Origin of the sequence: Streptomyces sp. NPDC097981, from assembly GCF_040302565.1 — a bacterium.
GTDB lineage: Bacteria > Actinomycetota > Actinomycetes > Streptomycetales > Streptomycetaceae > Streptomyces.
In genome coordinates, this window is record NZ_JBEORW010000012.1 from 181589 (window position 1) to 199767 (window position 18179).

The following is an 18179-nucleotide window of genomic DNA, read 5'->3' on the forward strand; positions in this document are numbered from 1 at the left end:
AAGGCTTCACGGCCCTCACCGACGTGCCGCCTACCTTCGCCAGGGTGAGCAGCAGCAACCAGGAACGCCCCGCCCCGCGCTCCGGCGCACACCGGGCGCACGGGCGCACGCCCTCTGAGGGCCCCGAAGGAGAACAGCCGCCCCCCTGCCGGCACGAGCCGTACCTGGACGGCCTGTTCACGTACTGCCTGTCGGTCCTCTGCGACCACGACACCGCCACCGACGTCCTCGCCGACGTCCTGGCCGTCGCCGAGCGCCACCCCGGCCGCTGCCCCGACGAGGGGGCCCGGCGGGCCTGGCTGTACGCCCTCGCCCGCTGGGCCTGCCTGCGGTGGCTGGCTGAGCACCGGCGGGCCCGGCCGGGAGCGCGTTCCGCCCGGCGCACGCCGGAGCACACCGATGCGGAGCACGCGCCGGAGGCACACCGCTCCCTGGACGTGGGCGCGTACCGCCGCACCGAGCTGGCCCGGCTCGCCTGGCCCGAGGCCGCCGGCACCACGCCCGCGCAGCGCGAGGCCCTCGAACTCGCTGTCCGCCACGGCCTCGGCGTCCCCGAACTCGCCGCCGTCCTCGGCACGCCCCCCGCCACCGCTCGGGAGCTGCTGGCCGGAGCCGCCTGCGAGGTGGAGCGGACCCGCGCCGCACTCGCCGTCGTCGAGGCGGGAGGCTGCCCCTCCGTGTCCCGGCTCACCGGCGACGGACAGGTGCTCCTGTCCACCACCCTGCGCGCCGAGCTGGTCCGCCACGTCGACGACTGTCCCCGGTGCCGCCGCATTGCCGAGCGCGCCGGCGCCGCGTCGCCCTGGCCCGGCACGGGCGGCATCGACGCGGCCCTCCCGCTGGTCGCCGCCCCGCGCACCGCGGTCCGCGCGGCCATGCTGCGTTCCGGCGGCCGGAGCCGCGGGCCCCGCCGGTCCGGCCCGCGCTTCGACCGCACCGGCTTCCCGATGGACCCCAGGGACAGGGCGGCCCGCCGCGACCGGCTGCGGGCCCGGGCCGTGACCACCACCGTCGTCGCCACCGTCGTCGCGGCCCCGGTCATCGCGCTCTGGGCGGCCTACCGCGGCGCCCCGGACACCGGAGAGCCCGTCGGGGCGAACAGCACCCGGATCTCCGCGAGCGAGTCCGAGATCCCGGCGCCGCACCAGGACGGCCGCCCGCTGCACGCCTTCGAGAACGCCGGCAACGCCGCGCACGCCACCGGCGAGCCCGGCTTCGCCCCGGGCCGCGCCGCCCCGGACGTCTCCGTCGCGGTGATCAGCAGCGGGCCGCCCGCCGCCCCCGACCGGGCCGGGAACCCCGGCCGGCTCTCCGTCGCCGCCTCCTCGCACAGGGGCACCACCATGCTCACCCTCACCGCGTCCGGTGGGGCGCCCGTGGACTGGCGGCTCTGGTCCGACGCCCCCTGGCTGCGCGCGAGCCGGACCGCGGGCACGCTGGCCCCGGGAGAATCGGTCACCCTGTGGATCACGGTCGACACCGAGGACCAGCCCGTGGGCGCCTGGTCCGCCCGGGTCGGCGTGGATCCCGGCGGCGCGGTGGTCTCCATCCGGGGCCGCGGCCGTCCGGCGCCCACGCCGACGGAGCCCGCGCACCCGAGGCCCACGCCCACCCCCACGCCGTCGCAGACCCCCACGCCCACCCCTACGCCGACGCCCACGCCGACGCCCACGCCGACCCCTACGCCGACGCCCACGCCGACGCCGAGCGCCTCAGAAGGAACGGTTTCCCCGCCCGCGGACCCCCGCGCGCCGGCGCCCGGTTCGCCCTGAGGCCTGCCCGCCGCCGGGCGGCCGGTCTCTAGGCGACCGGGTCGGCAGGGTGAGGGGCCATCGGCAGCAGCGAGGACAGCCGCGCCTCGCACAGCTTCACGAGGGCCTCGTACCCCTCCTTGCCCATCAGCTCGGTCAGCTCGGCGCGGTACGACACGTACACCGGATCGCCGGCGCCGTGCGCGGACGTCGCGGACGTGCACCACCAGTGCAGGTCGTGCCCGCCCGGACCCCAGCCGCGCCGGTCGTACTCGCCGATCGACACCTGGAGCACGCGCGTGTCGTCGGGCCGGTCGATCCAGTCGTACGTTCGCCGGATCGGCAGCTGCCAGCACACGTCGGGCTTGGTCTCCAGCGGCTCGCGTCCCTCCTGCATCGCCAGGATGTGCAGCGAGCAGCCGGCCCCGGCGGGGAACCCCGGCCGGTTCAGGAAGATGCACGCGCCGTCCCAGCGGCGGGTCTGCTTCTCCCCGTCGTCGTCGTGCTGCGTCCATCCGGTCTCGCTGCCGACGTCGTGGAACTGCCACAGCTCGGGGGTCAGCCGCGCCACGTGCTCGGCGACCCGCTGCTCGTCTTCCTCGTCCGAGAAGTGCGCGCCGAGGGTGCAGCAGCCGTCGTCGGCCCGCCCGGCCTGGATGCCCTGGCAGCCGCTTCCGAAGATGCACGTCCACCGGGAGGTCAGCCAGGTCAGGTCGCAGCGGAAGACCTGCTCGGCATCGGCGGGGTCGGGAAACTCCACCCAGGCCCGCGGGAAGTCGAGCCCCTTCTCGTCACGGGTGACCGAAGCCTTGGCCGGAGCCTTGGCCTTCTTGGTGATCTTGGACTTGCTGGCCTTCTTCGTATTTGGCACAAACCCAAGCCTAAGCGCCCCTTACTCCACCCAGGGTCCAGCCGCACAGTAGCGTTCCCTCGTATGAGACTCGGTGTCCTCGATGTGGGTTCGAACACGATCCATCTGCTGGTGGTGGACGCGCACCCCGGCGCGCGCCCGCAGCCGGCGCACTCGCACAAGGTGGAACTGCGGCTGGCGGAGCTGCTCGACGAGCACGGGGCGGTCACCCCGGAAGGCGTCGAGCGGCTCGTCTCGGTGATCGGCGGCGCGGCACAGGCGGCCGAGGACAAGGGCTGCGAGGACGTGCTGCCCTTCGCGACCAGCGCCGTACGGGAAGCCACGAACGCGGACGAGGTCCTGGCCCGCGTGAAACGCGAAACCGGAATCGACCTGTCCATCCTCAGCGGCGAGGACGAGGCGCGCCTGACCTTCCTCGCCGCCCGCCGCTGGTTCGGCTGGTCCGCGGGCAAGCTGCTGGTCCTCGACATCGGCGGCGGCTCGCTGGAGATCGCGTACGGGATCGACGAGGACCCCGACGCGGCGGTCTCCCTCCCGCTGGGCGCGGGCCGTCTCACCAGCGGCTGGCTCCCGGGCGACCCGCCGGACCCTTCGGACGTACGGGCCCTGCGCCGGCACGCGCGCGCCCAGATCGCCCGTACGGTCGGCGAGTTCAGCCGTTTCGGGGCGCCGGACCACGTGGTGGCGACGTCCAAGACCTTCAAGCAGCTGGCCCGTATCGCGGGCGCGGCGCGCACGGCGGACGGCCTCTACGTACAGCGGGACCTGACCCGCAAGTCCCTGGAGGAGTGGGTTCCGAGGCTGGCGGCGATGACGACCGCGCAGCGGTCGGCCCTCCCGGGCGTCTCGGAGGGCCGCGCGGCCCAGCTCCTGGCGGGGGCGCTGGTCGCCGAGGGCGCGATGGACCTGTTCGGCGTCGACACGCTGGAGATCTGCCCGTGGGCCCTGCGGGAGGGCGTCATCCTCCGGAGGCTGGACCACCTGCCGTCCTGACGGGGGCGGTACGGGGCACTCCTGGGGCGGGACCTGGAGCCGCGGGGGCGGTGCGCCCGGGGCGGGGCCGAGGTTCCGGGTGGCTGCGCCCGGTGGGGCCTCACCCCCCTGGCTCCACCACCGCGGTGCGGTGGTTGCCCACCCGCCCCCTCAGCGTCGAGGACTGGGCCCGGTCGCTCGGGAGGCCCTGCCTGCGGAGCCGGGGCCTGGGGGCGGTAGCTCCTTGATCGGCATCGGGGAGGCCTCGGGGGTTTCCCGTCAGTCCCATCGTCTCCCCGTGTCGGGTCGGGCCCTCAAGGGCGCTTCGCGTCGCTACGCGATGGCCTCCGGCCACCCTTGACCGCCCGCCCCGCCCCGGAAAGACAAGGACTGCCGGGAAGCCCCCGAAGGAACGGTCACCTGGGCACAAGCAGTGCGCAGGGCGGTATCAGCGCCGCCAAGGCCCGGTTCCGGGGGCCCGGCTGCCCAGCCGGGCCCACGAGCAGGCCCGTTCCGGGTCGGGGCGGCCCAGCCGGAGCCGGACAGCGACCAGACCACCGCCGGCACCGGGCAGGCGGGCGGCACGCGACAGATCGCTACGCGCTCCGGTCGGCGTGGCGGCCGGCGGCCGTCCGGGGTTGCTCAGGTGGGCCGGGGCGCGGATCTCCGATTCGGCGTGGCGGCCGGCACAAGTCCGAGCCTTGGGCCGGTTGGATGTTTTCCGCCGATGTGGAGAACTCGCGGCCGGATGCGCCTCGGATATAGGCCAGGTCGATCCAGTACTCCCGGGCGGCCACGGCTGAGACGTTCTCGTTGATCACTGCCATCAGCTCGCCCTCCGTGCCGGACGCGACATCGCGCACACGACGCGCAGCAGCGGGTGCGGGACGTATTCATAGCGCTCAGGCATCGGACTGCGTCACTCCCTTGCCTGCGCTGCGCAGGAACCTCTGCCACCCGGCGTTCGCACGGGCCACCAGTTCGGCGCTGAGGCCCGATGACCGGGTGGGCAACGAGAGCGCTGTGCGACTCGTCTTGAGGCGTTCGTCTGCGCAGTTCGTCTTCATGGGCCGATGATGAACCGACACGCAGAGGGGCAGATAGGTCATCGCGTGGCCATCGGCGGCCACGTGACGGCCATGGCCGGGGACAGATGCGATTGACACCTCAAGCTGGGGCCATGAGCCACCGCAATGACGCACTCCGGGCCGCGCGACTCCGTCTCGGCTGGCGCACGATGGAACAGGCCGCGAAGGGCTTATCCGTGCACGGGCGGCAGCTCCTCGACGATCGACACTTCGATGTGTCGCCGCGTACGTGGCGGCGGTGGGAGGGCGTGCGCCCGGGCTGGCCGCCCGCCGAAACCGCAATGGTGTTGCACGACGTGTTCGGCCAATGGCCCGAGGACCTGGGATTCACGACGCCCGACGGCTGGATCCGTCCCGAAGCACACGAAGAGGGCGACGTCGACTATTTCCAGCAGCAGCTCGAAGGGCACTACCGGGCCGACATGTACCTCGGTCCGCATGATCTGATCGGTACCGTCAGCGCGCAGTACCGACTGATCGGCAAGCTCATCCGTTCAGCGAAGGGCGAGGTGCGGCGCGGTCTCCTCCGCGCCGGGGCCGCTTATGCCGCGCTCGTCGGCTGGCTGTACCAAGATGCGGGCGACCTCGGCGCCGCCGCGTTCTGGAGGGGTGTCACCCAGGAAATCGCAGTCCGGTCACGCGACCCGCACCTCATCGGGTACAGCCTGGTGAACCAAGCCCAGGTCCGTACGGACCTGGGCGACGGGTACGGGGTCATCGACCTTTGCGAGGCCGTCCTCGATGAGTCGGACAGGCTCTTTCCCAAGGTCAGGATCATGGCCATGCAGCAGCAGGCACATGGCGCCAGTCTCACCGGTGACCGGCCCGCCGTGAACCGGCTCATCGACACAGCGACTGGTCTTCTCGAACGTGTCGACGATGACTTGCCATGGGGCAACGCCTGCCGCAGGACACCGGGCTACCAGGTGCAGCGTGCCACCTGTTACGGGCGGCTCGGCCTCGGCCGGGAAGCCGGCTCCCTCTGGGCGCAGGTTCTCGACGGAGTGCCTGTCACCGCCCGCCGAGACCGTGGCGTGTACCTCGCTCGCCATGCCACGGCAGCCGCCGCGGCGAGGGAGCCCGACCACGCCGTCGAGATCGCTCGCGAGGCGGTCGAGATCGCGGTCGAAACCCGGTCCGCGCGCATGTCCCGCGAACTCGCCACCCTGGAGCGCGTGATGCGCCCGTGGCACGATGCCCCGGTAGGCCGGGACCTGGCCGAGATCCTGGCACCTGTGAACGAGGGGAGCTGACATGGGTGTGCCTGAGCCGCTGTCCGATGAGGAGATCGCGGAGCGCCTGGTGGGCCTGCCGGGTTGGGAGCGAAAGGGTGACGAGATCACCCGTGCGTACGAGATCCGCTACCACGCGGCGGTGGCCGCGATCGTGACCATCGCGGACCGGTCCCGGCGGATCGGCCATCATGCGGATCTCGATCTGCGCATCGACCACCTTCGGGCGTCCATCACGACGCACGACGCCGGCCACCGCCTCACCGCCGCGGATTTCGACCTGGCGCACCGGATCGACGTGATCGTCGCCGCACACCGAGCCCTCCCCCTGGAGTGATCGAGGCGGAGCTCAAGGCGCGGGTGCATGCGCCGGAGGAGATGCTGCGGCGGTTGGAGGAGCGGGCCGGCGGGCGGGCCGAGGTGTACCGGGACACCGACTACGACACGTCGGACCGGGCGCTGGAGGCCCGGGACGAGGAGCTTCGGGTCCGGACCGTGCACGGTCCGGACGACACCCGCACCGTTCTCACGCACAAGGGCGCCGGGGTGGACGAGGAGTCCGGTTCGAAGCCGGAGCACGAGACTCGGGTCGAGGACGCCGAGGCGGTGCACGCGATGCTGCGCGGCCTCGGCTACGTGCCCGCCATCGCCTTCGAGAAGCGGTGCCGGAACTATGCCTTCGAGGCGCGGGGCCGACGCATGCTCGCCACTCTGGTCCGCCTCCCCGAAGTGGACGGGACCTTCCTGGAGCTGGAGACCCTTGTCGCGGAGGAGGACCTGCCCGGGGCCCTCGGTGACGTCCGGGCTGTGCTCGCCGAGCTGGGCATCCGGGCGGAGGACCTGACCCGGGAGCTGTACACCGACGCGGTGAGGGCCCGGCGCGGCGGCTGAGCCCCGCCCGCCGCCGGTCATGTCGGGAACCGGCGCCCGGGTGGTGATCGTCACGGCGGGGCGGGGCGTGCGGCCCGTACCCTGTCCCCGTGGCAAAACCAGTCCGCATCCCGACCGCGAAAGTCGCCCTCTCCACCGCCTCCGTCTACCCGGAGTCGACGGCGACCGCCTTCGAGATCGCCGCGCGCCTGGGCTACGACGGCGTCGAGGTGATGGTCTGGACGGACCCGGTCAGCCAGGACGTCGACGCCCTGCGCCGCCTCTCCGACACGCACCAGGTGCCGATCCTCGCCGTGCACGCGCCGTGTCTGCTGATCACCCAGCGCGTCTGGTCCACCGACCCCTGGACCAAGCTCCAGCGCGCCCAGGCGGCGGCCGAGCGGCTCGGCGCGAGCACCGTGGTGGTGCACCCGCCGTTCCGCTGGCAGCGGCAGTACGCGCGGGACTTCGTCAGTGGCATCTGGCGGATGGCCGACGAGACGGACGTGCGGTTCGCCGTCGAGAACATGTACCCCTGGCGGTACCGGGACCGCGAGATGCTGGCCTACGCGCCCGAGTGGGACGTCACCAAGGACGACTACCGGCACTTCACCGTCGACCTGTCGCACACCGCCACCGCCCGGACCGACGCCACCGCGATGATCGACCGCATGGGCGACCGCCTCGCACACGTCCACCTCGCCGACGGCAACGGCTCCGCCAAGGACGAGCACCTCGTCCCCGGCCGCGGCACCCAGCCCTGCGCCGAGCTGCTGGAACGCCTCGCCACCGGCTCTTTCGCAGGGCACGTCGTCATCGAGGTCAACACCCGCCGCGCGATGTCCTCCGCGGAGCGCGAGGCCGACCTCGCCGAGGCCCTGGCCTTCACCCGCCTCCACCTCGCGGCCAGCCCCACCGCCGCCCCCGTCAAGGCCCCGCGCCCATGACCGGGCCGGACCCCGCGCAGCAGAAGCCGCAGCCGAAGCCCCGCCGCGGCCCTGGCCGCCCCCGCCAGGACGAGGCCGACGACGGCCCCGGCACCCAGGAGCGGATCCGTCTCGCCGCCCGTGAGGTGTTCGCCGAGCGCGGGTACGACAAGACCTCCGTCCGCGGGATCGCGAAGGTGGCCGGCGTGGACCCGGCCCTGGTCCACCACTACTTCGGCAGCAAGGACGAGCTCTTCGCGGCCGCCATCGAGGTCAGCATGGAGCCGGCCCTCGTCATCCCCGCGATCCTGGGAGAGGGCCCCGAGGGCATCGGTGAACGCCTGGCCCGCTACTTCCTGGGCATCTGGGAGAACCCGGTCACCCGCGCCCCCCTCCTCGCCGTCATCCGCTCCGCCCTCACCCACGAGGCCGCGGCGGCGGTGCTGCGCCGACTGGTCCTGCGCCGCCTCCTGGAACGGGTCGCGGCCGACCTCGACGTCCCCGACCCCACCTTCCGTGCCGAGCTCGCAGCCTCCCACATGATCGGAATCGCGCTCCTGCGGTACGTGGTCCAGGTCGAGCCCCTCGCGTCCGCCGACCCGGAGGCCATCGTCACCCTCGTGGCACCCACCCTCCAGCGCTACCTGACCGAGGATTGAGCCGTACGTCCCGGGATCCGGACACCTTGTCCGCATCCCGGGCCAGGGGCGTAGCCTCGTAACCGAGCCATATCCACAGTCGCGGCAGGCGCCTCGCGCCACCGCACAGATGGGGAGTGAACCCGATGCCCGAGCTGAGGTCCCGCACCGTCACCCACGGCCGCAACATGGCGGGCGCACGCGCCCTTATGCGTGCGTCGGGCGTAGCGAGCGAGGACATCGGGAAGCCGATCATCGCGGTCGCCAACTCCTTCACCGAGTTCGTCCCCGGGCACACGCACCTGGCCCCGGTCGGCCGGATCGTCTCCGACGCCATCCGCGCCGCGGGCGCCATCCCGCGCGAGTTCAACACCATCGCGGTCGACGACGGCATCGCCATGGGGCACGCCGGCATGCTGTATTCGCTGCCGTCCCGCGATCTCATCGCGGACTCCGTCGAGTACATGGTCGAGGCGCACTGCGCCGACGCGCTGATCTGCATCTCCAACTGCGACAAGATCACGCCCGGGATGCTGATGGCCGCCATGCGCCTCAACATCCCGGTCGTGTTCGTGTCCGGCGGTCCGATGGAGGCCGGGCAGGCCACGCTGGTGGACGGCACCGTCCGCAAGCTCGACCTGATCGATGCCATGGTCGACGCCTCCAACGAGAACGTCTCGGACGAGGACGTGCTGCGGATCGAGGAGAACGCCTGCCCCACGTGCGGCTCTTGTTCGGGCATGTTCACCGCCAACTCGATGAACTGCCTGGCCGAGGCCATCGGCCTCGCCCTCCCCGGCAACGGCTCCGTCCTCGCGACGCACACGGCCCGCCGCGCCCTGTACGAGAACGCCGGCCGCACGATCGTCGAGATCACCAAGCGCCACTACGAGCAGGACGACCACTCGGTCCTGCCCCGCTCCATCGCGACCCGCGAGGCGTTCGAGAACGCCATGGCCCTCGACATCGCCATGGGCGGCTCCACGAACACGATCCTCCACCTCCTCGCCGCCGCCCAGGAGGCGGGCTTGGACTACGACCTCACCGACATCGACGCCGTCTCGCGCCGCGTCCCCTGCCTGGCCAAGGTCGCCCCGAACGTCGCCCCCGGCGGCACGTACTACATGGAGGACATCCACCGCGCCGGCGGCATCCCCGCCATCCTGGGCGAGCTGCACCGCGGCGGCCTCCTGAACAAGGACGTCACCACGGTCCACTCCGAGAACCTGGAGGACTGGCTCGGCGCCTGGGACGCCCGCAGCGGCACCGCCACCGCCGAGGCGATGGAACTGTGGCACGCGGCCCCCGGCTGCAAGCGCTCCGCCACCGCCTTCTCCCAGTCCGAGCGCTGGGAGACCCTCGACCTCGACGCCGAGGGCGGCTGCATCCGCTCCGTCCAGCACGCGTACTCCAAGGACGGCGGCCTCGCGGTCCTGCGCGGCAACATCGCGGAGGACGGCTGCGTCGTGAAGACGGCCGGTGTCGACGAGTCGATCTGGACCTTCGAGGGCCCGGCGGTCGTCTGCGAATCGCAGGACGAGGCGGTCGACAAGATCCTCCGCAAGGAGATCCAGCCGGGCGACGTCGTCGTCATCCGCTACGAGGGCCCGCGCGGCGGCCCCGGCATGCAGGAGATGCTCTACCCGACGTCCTTCCTCAAGGGCCGCGGCCTCGGCAAGGTCTGCGCCCTGGTGACGGACGGCCGCTTCTCCGGCGGCACCTCGGGCCTGTCCATCGGCCACGCCTCCCCGGAGGCGGCCTCGGGCGGCACCATCGCGGTCGTCGAGGACGGCGACCGGATCCGCATCGACATCCCGAACCGCAGCATCGAGCTCCTCGTCGACGACGCCACCCTGGCGGCGCGCCACGAGGCCCTCGGCGGCGTCTACGCCCCGAAGAGCCGCGAGCGCAAGGTCTCCGCGGCCCTGCGCGCGTATGCCGCGATGGCCACCAGCGCCGACAAGGGAGCGGTCCGCGACGTCAGCCTGCTCTGACGCGCCCCCGGCCCTGCGCTGCGGCCGGAGCGCTGACCTCGAACCCCGCCGGGGGAAGCCCCCCGGCGGGGTTCGCCGCATCCGGACCAGTGGGCGGGACGGCGCAGTGCGGTGCAGGGTCCGGTCCGGCGCCATCGCGCCGTGGCCGGTCTGCTCTCGCGTCCGCGCCGCGGCCGGTCCGCTCTCGCGCCGCGGCCCGTCCGATCCCGCGTCCGCGCCATGGCCGGTCCGCTCTCGCGCCGCGGCCCGTTTGATCCTGCGCCCGCGTCACGGCTGCCCGTCCGGGGTCACCACCCGGCAGGGTTCCCGGCGTCCACGGCGAACACGGACCCGTCGGGGGCCGTCCCGAACACCCGCCCGTCGGCGGCCACCGGCGCCGGCAGCGTCGCCGCGAACGTGTTCCGCCCGTCGCCCATCCGCGGATCGGTCTGCCCCACCAGCCGCCGGGTGGCGGTGTCCACCGCCAGCAGCCGCCCGTCCGGCGCCGCCAGATGGATCCGGCCGTTCGCGGCCACCGGCTGTGAGGCCACGGCCAGGCCCGTCTCCAGCCGCCACTCCTCCTTGGTGTCGCTCACCGCGACCAGCGCGCCCGAGACCCCGACGGCATAGACGACGCCGTCCGGGCCCACCACTGCCTGCGCGTCGGACAGGGGCGCCGAAAGCCGGACCCGCTGGACGGCGTGCGTCGTCAGGTCCACCCGGACCACCGTGCCGGTCCTGCCCTCGGCGTCGCCGTCCAGCAGGAACAGCCCGCCGTGCGCGACTCCGACCGGCCGCAGCTGCCCCGGGGTCCGGACCTGCCAGCGCACTGCCGCGCTCGCCGGGTCCACCACCGTGAGGTGCGTCGTCCCGCCGCCTTCGGGCGTCGCCACGTACATCACCGGCGGTCCGGATTCCGCCGGGCCGCCCCACCACGCGGAACCCGTCCCGCCGAGCTGCTTCGTCCAGAGCGGGGCGCCGCTCGCCGCGTCGAGCGCGGTCACGCCTCCGTCCGGCGGCACGAGCAGCACCTGCCCGCCCGCGGCCACCGCCCGCGCACCGTCCGGCAGCTTCCGCTTCCAGCGCTCGGCACCCGTCCCCGGATCCAGCGCCTGGAGCGTCCCGCTGCCCGGAGCCACCGCGAGGACGAGTCCGCCCGCGTGCAGCGGCGCACTGTCCACCGCCGTCCGGGCGGCCGGGGCGGTCGCCTTCACCGACCACTGCACCGAGCCGTTCGCAGGGTCGAGCCGGGCCACGGCCAGACCCGGCCCCGTGCAGTACAGGGCCGCCTGCCATGAGCACGACGCGGTCCGGTTGCCGGCCCCCGGCTCGCCCAGCCGAACCGCCCACGGGGCGCGGGGTTTCGGGGCCATCGGACCGGCCTTCGCGGCGATCTGCCCCGGCGGACCGGGGCGTGCCCCGACGTGCAGGTAGCCGGCCAGCGCCCCGCCCGCCAGCAGCAGCGCGACCCCCGCGGCGCCCGCCACCACGGCCGGCCGCGCCCTGCGCAGCCCACGACCCGGACCCGCTCCGCGACCGGGGCCGGGCCCGACGGCGACCCGCTCCCTGCGGTGCGTGGCTTCCGCCGCGTCCGCCTCGGCCCCGGCCGGGCGCCGCTGCTGCGGAACGAACGTCTGCGTGTCCTCGGAGGTCGGGTACGCCACCGCCCGCATCTCCGCGATCAGCTCCTCCGCGGTGGGCCGGTCCGCCGGCTCCTTCGCCAGGCACCGTGCGACGAGCGGTACGAGCGGCTCCGGCAGCCCGGTCAGGTCGGGCTCGCTGTGCACGACCTGGTACGCCACGAGGTAGTGGCTGTCGGAGTCGAAGGGGCCGTGCCCCGTCGCCGCGTGGACGAGCACGGCACCCAGGGCGAAGACGTCCACGGCCGTCCCCACCTCGCGCGGCCGCTGGAACTGCTCCGGCGCCATGTACGGGGGCGTCCCTATCAGCTTTCCCGTCTCGGTCCGCAGATCGCTGTCCGCCGGCCGCGAGATGCCGAAGTCGATGACCCGCACCCCGTCCGGGGCCATCAGCACGTTGCTCGGCTTCAGGTCCCGGTGGACCACGCCCGCCCGGTGGATGTCCCGCAGGGCCTCCGCCAGCCCGGCGGCGAGCCGGGCCAGTTCGACGGGGTCCAGCACCCGCTCCCGTACCCGCTCGGCGAGCGTCGGGGCGTCGATGAACAGGGTGGCCATCCACGGCCGCTCGGCATCCGGATCGGCGTCCACGACGGGCGCCGTGAAGGCCCCGCTGACCCGCCGGGCGGCGGCGACCTCCTGCCGGAACCGTGCCCGGAACTCCGGATCGACCGCATGCTGCGGATGCACGATCTTGACGGCGAGTTTCAGCCCCGAGTCGGAGGTGGCCAGGTGGACGATGCCCATCCCGCCGGAGCCGAGCACCGATTCGAGCCGGTACTGCCCGGCGTACTCCGGAAATCCCACGTAGTCCGCGCGCAGCGAATGCACCGCTCACCACCCCCGCCGGAGCCTAGTCGATGGGCCGTACGAATCTCCAAGGGTCCTGCTACCCTGCGCGAGTTGCGCACGGCAACACCCGTGGGGGGAGATTTCGCATGTCTGAAGAGAACGATTCCGGCCAAGTCCAGAGCCTTGCCGCCGACTCGGGGTTCCAGACCTTTCCGGTCGCTCCGGGCTACCGCGTGAACGTCCGCAGCGGCCCCGGCACCGGCTACTCGGTCATCGACACCCTGCCGTACGGCGCGACCGTCACGATCCGCTGCCAGTGCGACGGCACGACCGTTTCGGGCCCGTACGGCACGACGGACATCTGGGACTGCATCGGCAACGGACGGTTCGTGTCCGACGCCTACGTGAAGACGGGCACCGACGGCTACGTCGCCACCGTCTGCGGTTAGTACGTGTCTGACACGTGAGACGACGCCGGCCAGGGCCGCCCGGCGGGAGATAATCGCCGGTGTGAGCGACGACCAGCGAGACCACGCCCCCGCCGAGCCGGCCGCGCAGGTCCCTGCGGCTCCCGCGGGGCCCGAGCCCGAGCCGATCCGGTTCTTCGGCACCACCTGGGTGAACCACGACGGCCACTACGCCCTGCGCCGTGCAGCCGTCGGCGCGGGCTCGCTGGTCACCGCCGTGGCCGCTGCCGTCCTGCTCCGCCTCTCCTACGAGGGCCTGGAGATCGGCAACGTCGGCCCGTTCCTCAGCATCTCCGTCGTCGTCCTCTTTGCGATCGCCAGCTCCATCGCCTTCGTCAAGACCTGGGACTCCTTCAAGCGCCGTCCCGCCCCGTCCTCGGACGAGGCCGCCCTCAAGGGCCTGAAGACGATCGGTTTCATCGGCTCCCTCATCGCGTACTTCCTGCGCTGCTTCGCCGAGGCCCCCGGCGAGCAGCTGCGCCGCGCCGAGTACGAGCGCGCGCAGGCGGAATTCGCCCGCCGCCGCAGCGCCCGTACGGGCAACCCGGCCGCGCGCCGCCCCAAGCGCAAGAAGTAGCCGCCGCCCACTCGGCCCGCACCCGCCGGGCCCCGGCCTGTTGACGCCGCGGCACCGCCAGGAGCATTATTCATCACATGATGAATAATCGAGAGGGGGAGGCCGCCACCGCAACAGCGGAAGCCACGGCCGACACCACGGACGCCGCCGCGCCCACCGCCGTACACGCCCACGGCCTCACCGTCCGCCGCGGCACCGGCCGCACCCCCCGCACCGTCATCGACGGCATCGCCTTCGACGTCCCCCGCGGCCGCATCACCGGCCTCCTCGGCCCGTCCGGCTGCGGCAAATCCACCCTCATGCGCTCCATCGTCGGCACCCAGGCCCACGTCACCGGCACCCTCGACGTCCTCGGCCGCCCCGCCGGCCACCCCGAGCTCCGCTCCCGCATCGGCTACGTCACCCAGGCCCCCTCCGTCTACGACGACCTCACCGTCCGCCAGAACCTCGACTACTTCGCCGCCGTCCTCGACCCTTCCCCTCGCTTCGCCGGGGAGAGCCGTCGCCGCGCCGTCGCCGACCGCCGCCGCGACACCGTCACCCGCGCCATCGCCGACGTCGACCTCACCACCCACGCCACCGCCCTCGCCGGCAACCTCTCCGGCGGCCAGCGCAGCCGCGTCTCCCTCGCCGTCGCGCTCCTCGGCACCCCCGAGCTGCTCGTCCTCGACGAGCCCACCGTCGGCCTCGACCCCGTCCTGCGCCGCGACCTCTGGCACCTCTTCCATGACATCGCCGCCACCCGCGGCACCACGATCCTCGTCTCCTCCCACGTCATGGACGAGGCCGAGCGCTGTCACGACCTGCTGCTCATGCGCGAAGGCCGCATCCTCGCCCAGGGCACCCCCGACGCACTGCGTACCCGTACCCACTCCGCCACCGTCGAGGAGGGCTTCCTCCGCCTCGTCGACGAGGCGAACACCCTCGCCGCCCAGGAGCAGACCCCGTGAACACAGCCCGCACCGCCGCCACCGCCGCCCGCGTCCTGCGCCAGCTGCGCCACGACCCCCGCTCCATCGCGCTGATGCTGCTGGTCCCCGTACTGATGCTCACGCTGCTGCGCTTCGTCTTCGACGGGAGCCCGCGCACCTTCGACGGCATCGGCGCGTCCCTCCTCGGGATCTTCCCCCTGATCACCATGTTCCTGGTGACCTCGATCGCCACCCTGCGCGAGCGCACCTCCGGCACCCTCGAACGCCTCCTCGCCATGCCGGTCGGGAAGGGCGACCTCATCGGCGGCTACGCCCTGGCCTTCGGCGCCGTCGCCGTCGTCCAGTCCCTCCTGGCCACCGGCCTCGCCCTCTGGTTCCTCGGCCTCGACGTCGTCGGCTCGCCCTGGCTGCTCCTGCTCGTCGCGCTCCTCGACGCGCTGCTCGGCACCGCCCTCGGCCTCTTCGTCTCCGCCTTCGCCGCCAGCGAGTTCCAGGCCGTCCAGTTCATGCCGGCCGTGATCTTCCCCCAGCTGCTGCTGTGCGGCCTCTTCGCCGCCCGCAACACCATGCACCCCGTCCTCGAAGGCATCTCCGACGTCCTGCCCATGTCCTACGCCGTCGACGGCATGAACCAGGTCCTCACCCACACCGACATGACCGCAGACTTCGTCCGCGACGCCGTGATCGTCGCCGCCTGCGCGCTGCTCGTCCTCGTCCTCGGCGCGGCCACCCTCCGCCGCCGCACGCCCTGACCCCGCGCCCCTGCCCCCGCGCCCCTGCCCCTGACCGGACTGCGGACAGCGCCCCGCCGTTCCGGGCACGGGTGCAAGGATGAGCACGTAGACGCATACCAGCGCACGTGCACGAAAGTTCGGCGAGGTGAATCGGGCATGACCCAGACAGTCGCAGTCCTCGGTACCGGCAAGATCGGCGAGGCCCTGCTCAGCGGAATGATCCGCGGCGGCTGGCCCGCCTCCAAGCTCCTCGTCACCGCCCGCCGCCCCGAACGCGCGGAAGAGCTCCGCTCCCGCTACGGCGTCGAGGCCGTCAGCAACGCCGAGGCCGCCAAGCGCGCCGACACCCTCATCCTCACCGTCAAACCGCAGGACATGGGCAAGCTCCTCGAAGAGCTCGCCCCGCACGTCCCTGCCGACCGCCTGGTCATCAGCGGCGCCGCCGGCATCCCCACCTCCTTCTTCGAGGAGCGGCTCGCCTCCGGCACCCCCGTCGTCCGCGTCATGACGAACACGCCCGCCCTCGTCGACGAGGCCATGTCCGTCATCTCGGCCGGCAGCCACGCCACCGCCGAACACCTCGCCCACACCGAGGAGATCTTCGGCGGCGTCGGCAAGACCCTGCGCGTCCCCGAGTCCCAGCAGGACGCCGCCACCGCCCTCTCCGGCTCCGGACCCGCGTACTTCTACTTCCTCGTCGAGGCGATGACCGACGCCGGCATCCTCCTCGGCCTGCCGCGCGCCCAGGCCCACGACCTCATCGTCCAGGCCGCCATCGGCGCCGCCGTGATGCTCCGCGACAGCGGCGAGCACCCGGTCAAGCTCCGCGAGGCCGTCACCTCCCCGGCCGGCACCACCATCAACGCGATCGTCGAGCTCGAACGGCACGGCGTCCGGGCCGCCCTGATCGCAGCCCTCGAAGCAGCCCGCGACCGCAGCCGTGAACTCGCCTCCGGCAACAGCTGACACAGAGCCGCGGGTACGGGCCCCCGCGCAGGCAGGCGCCCGTACCCCGCGCTCGGGCCTTCAGGGCTCCAGCAGCCCGATCGCCCGGTACGCCCGGTCCACGACGGGCCGCGCCAGAGCCCGCGCCCGCCCGGCCCCCTCCCGCAGTACCTTCTCCACCGCCGCCGGATCGGCCGCCAGCTCGGCATGCCGCTCCCGTACCGGCCGCAGCAGCTCCACCACCGCGTCGGCCACATCCCGCTTGAGCGCCCCGTACCCGCTGTACCCGTCGGCGAGCACGGCCGGCTCTCCGCCGGTGCAGGCGGCCAGCACGTCCAGCAGGTTCGCGACGCCGGGCCGCGCCTCCCGGTCGTAGACGACCCCGCCGTCCCCGCTGTCGGTCACGGCCCGCATGACCTTCTTCCGGATCACCTCGGGCTCGTCGAGCATGAACACCACACCGGGGCCCGCGCCGCCGGACTTCCCCATCTTCGACGTCGGCTCCTGAAGGTCCATCACCCGCGCGGCCACCACCGGGGACGTCGCCTTCGGCACCGTGAACGTGTGCCCGTACCGCTGGTTGAACCGCACCGCCAGATCCCGGGTCAGCTCCACGTGCTGCCGCTGGTCGTCACCCACGGGAACCTCGTCGGCCTCGTAGGCCAGGATGTCGGCGGCCATGAGCACGGGATAGGTGAGCAGCGACAGCCGTACGCCCTCCCCGGACACCAGCGCCCGGGCGGACTTCTCCTTGTACTGGATCATCCGCCGCAGCTCCCCGTCGGTGGCGGTGCACTCCAGCAGGTACGAGAGCCGGGTGTGCTCGTCGACGTGGCTCTGCAGGAACAGGGTGCATTTCTGCGGGGTCAGCCCGGAGGCGAGCAGGAGCGTCGCCGCCTGCCTGCTGAGCCGGCGCACCCGCGCAGGATCGTGCTCGACGGTCAGCGCATGGAGGTCGACGACGCAGAACAGCGCATCGCCCGGCTCCTGGTCGGCGGCGACCCACTGCCGGATGGCCCCCAGGTAGTTCCCCAGCGTCAGATGCCCGGTCGGCTTGACCCCGCTGAAGATCCTCGTCATGTCCTGTCTCCCTGTTCGTGGCTGGTGTGGAGGCTGCCGCGGCGGGCGACCGAGCCACTCCCGGGAGGGGAGAAACAGAAACGGCCGCCCTAGCGGCGGCCGTGAGCGCATGCGTGCTCGCGTGGAAGTCGGCCGCCGTCAGGCGGCCCACCAGCGAAGGCTGGACGTGAGCGCATGCGTAGTCATGGGGGAGAGCGTAGCCTTCAGGGGCGAGCCCTGTCCTGGAGTTGACACAGAACTCCGAGATCCGTAAGGTTCTTCGAGTTGTCCGACGTGAGCGCCGACTCCGGTCGGTCCCCGGACAGCCATCCCGCACTACACATTCGAACGAACGATGCACTGCGTCGTCTCGTTTTCATGCGTATTTGCGAATGAGGAATCCGTGTCCGAGGACGCGGCCCCCGATTAGGTTCGGGGGCAAGGAATCCGCTACTGTCTCACTCGCTGCAAGGGCCCAACGGCCCAAGCAGACTGCAACAACTTCCGCTTCGCGGGAGGCCCGCTGACTGGGAGTCAGGCCCGAAAGGATCTGATAGAGTCGGAATCGCCGGAAAGGGAAAACGCGAAAGCGAAGGACCTGGAAAGCAAGCGGGACCGACTCTGATAGAGTCGGAAACGCAAGAACGAAAGCCCGGAGGAAAGCCCGAGAGGGTGAGTACGAAGGAAGCGTCCGTTCCTTGAGAACTCAACAGCG

16 protein-coding genes are annotated in these 18179 nt (G+C 72.7%); 13 read left to right on the forward strand and 3 right to left on the reverse strand.

From position 1 onward, the window contains the following. Positions 1 to 44 precede the first annotated feature (44 nt). Positions 45 to 1772, forward strand: a complete 1728-nt coding sequence (locus tag ABTY04_RS14910; protein WP_352213771.1) for a BACON domain-containing protein — start codon at positions 45 to 47, stop codon at positions 1770 to 1772. A gap of 28 nt (positions 1773 to 1800) precedes the next feature. On the opposite strand, the gene ABTY04_RS14915 is transcribed toward ABTY04_RS14910, so the two are convergent. Further along, positions 1801 to 2622 carry a DUF3109 family protein gene (locus ABTY04_RS14915; RefSeq protein WP_352213772.1) on the reverse strand — a complete coding sequence of 274 codons (822 nt, stop codon included), beginning with the start codon at positions 2620 to 2622 and terminating at the stop codon, positions 1801 to 1803. A 63-nt stretch (positions 2623 to 2685) separates the two neighbouring features. Between ABTY04_RS14915 and ABTY04_RS14920 the strand changes: the two genes are divergently transcribed. From ABTY04_RS14920 to ilvD, 7 genes are all read left to right on the forward strand, one after another. Next, entirely contained in the window at positions 2686 to 3615 is a 930-nt protein-coding gene (locus ABTY04_RS14920) for a Ppx/GppA family phosphatase (protein ID WP_352213773.1), read from the forward strand. A gap of 1159 nt (positions 3616 to 4774) precedes the next feature. Beyond that, on the forward strand, positions 4775 to 5935 hold the full coding sequence (locus ABTY04_RS14925; protein WP_352213774.1) for an NsdA family TPR-like regulatory protein: 1161 nt from the start codon (positions 4775 to 4777) through the stop codon (positions 5933 to 5935). 1 nt (position 5936) lies between these two features. After that, positions 5937 to 6251, forward strand: a complete 315-nt coding sequence (locus ABTY04_RS14930) for a 4a-hydroxytetrahydrobiopterin dehydratase (RefSeq protein WP_352213775.1) — start codon at positions 5937 to 5939, stop codon at positions 6249 to 6251. Further along, positions 6248 to 6805, forward strand: a complete 558-nt coding sequence (cyaB, locus tag ABTY04_RS14935; protein WP_352213776.1) for a class IV adenylate cyclase — start codon at positions 6248 to 6250, stop codon at positions 6803 to 6805. The genes ABTY04_RS14930 and cyaB overlap by 4 nt, the downstream gene beginning before the upstream one ends. A gap of 89 nt (positions 6806 to 6894) precedes the next feature. Then, on the forward strand, positions 6895 to 7731 hold the full coding sequence (locus ABTY04_RS14940; protein ID WP_352213777.1) for a sugar phosphate isomerase/epimerase family protein: 837 nt from the start codon (positions 6895 to 6897) through the stop codon (positions 7729 to 7731). Beyond that, entirely contained in the window at positions 7728 to 8369 is a 642-nt protein-coding gene (locus tag ABTY04_RS14945; protein ID WP_352213778.1) for a TetR/AcrR family transcriptional regulator, read from the forward strand. Before ABTY04_RS14940 ends, ABTY04_RS14945 begins: the two co-directional genes overlap by 4 nt. Positions 8370 to 8494: 125 nt before the next feature. Then, a complete protein-coding gene (ilvD, locus tag ABTY04_RS14950) occupies positions 8495 to 10342 on the forward strand; it encodes a dihydroxy-acid dehydratase (protein ID WP_352213779.1) in 1848 nt (615 codons plus the stop codon). Positions 10343 to 10629: 287 nt separating this feature from the next. Here the strand turns inward: ilvD and ABTY04_RS14955 are convergent, their stop codons facing one another. Then, positions 10630 to 12789, reverse strand: a complete 2160-nt coding sequence (locus ABTY04_RS14955; protein WP_352213780.1) for a serine/threonine-protein kinase — start codon at positions 12787 to 12789, stop codon at positions 10630 to 10632. A gap of 107 nt (positions 12790 to 12896) precedes the next feature. On the opposite strand from ABTY04_RS14955, the gene ABTY04_RS14960 reads away from it, so the two are divergent. The 5 genes from ABTY04_RS14960 to proC all read left to right on the forward strand — a co-directional run bounded on the left by ABTY04_RS14960 (position 12897) and on the right by proC (position 16426). Next, a complete protein-coding gene (locus ABTY04_RS14960; RefSeq protein ID WP_352213781.1) occupies positions 12897 to 13199 on the forward strand; it encodes an SH3 domain-containing protein in 303 nt (100 codons plus the stop codon). Positions 13200 to 13260: 61 nt separating this feature from the next. Further along, positions 13261 to 13794, forward strand: coding sequence for a hypothetical protein (locus tag ABTY04_RS14965; protein WP_352213782.1), 534 nt, complete (start codon positions 13261 to 13263; stop codon positions 13792 to 13794). A gap of 77 nt (positions 13795 to 13871) precedes the next feature. After that, positions 13872 to 14744, forward strand: coding sequence for an ABC transporter ATP-binding protein (locus ABTY04_RS14970; protein ID WP_502996638.1), 873 nt, complete (start codon positions 13872 to 13874; stop codon positions 14742 to 14744). Beyond that, positions 14741 to 15478: an ABC transporter permease gene (locus tag ABTY04_RS14975; protein ID WP_352213783.1), complete on the forward strand. Its 738-nt coding sequence runs from the start codon at positions 14741 to 14743 to the stop codon at positions 15476 to 15478. The genes ABTY04_RS14970 and ABTY04_RS14975 overlap by 4 nt, the downstream gene beginning before the upstream one ends. Positions 15479 to 15616: 138 nt before the next feature. Then, a complete protein-coding gene (proC, locus tag ABTY04_RS14980) occupies positions 15617 to 16426 on the forward strand; it encodes a pyrroline-5-carboxylate reductase (protein WP_352213784.1) in 810 nt (269 codons plus the stop codon). Positions 16427 to 16486: 60 nt separating this feature from the next. Here proC and trpS read toward each other — a convergent pair whose 3' ends face one another. Then, positions 16487 to 17485, reverse strand: coding sequence for a tryptophan--tRNA ligase (gene trpS, locus ABTY04_RS14985; protein ID WP_352213785.1), 999 nt, complete (start codon positions 17483 to 17485; stop codon positions 16487 to 16489). Positions 17486 to 18179 lie beyond the last annotated feature (694 nt).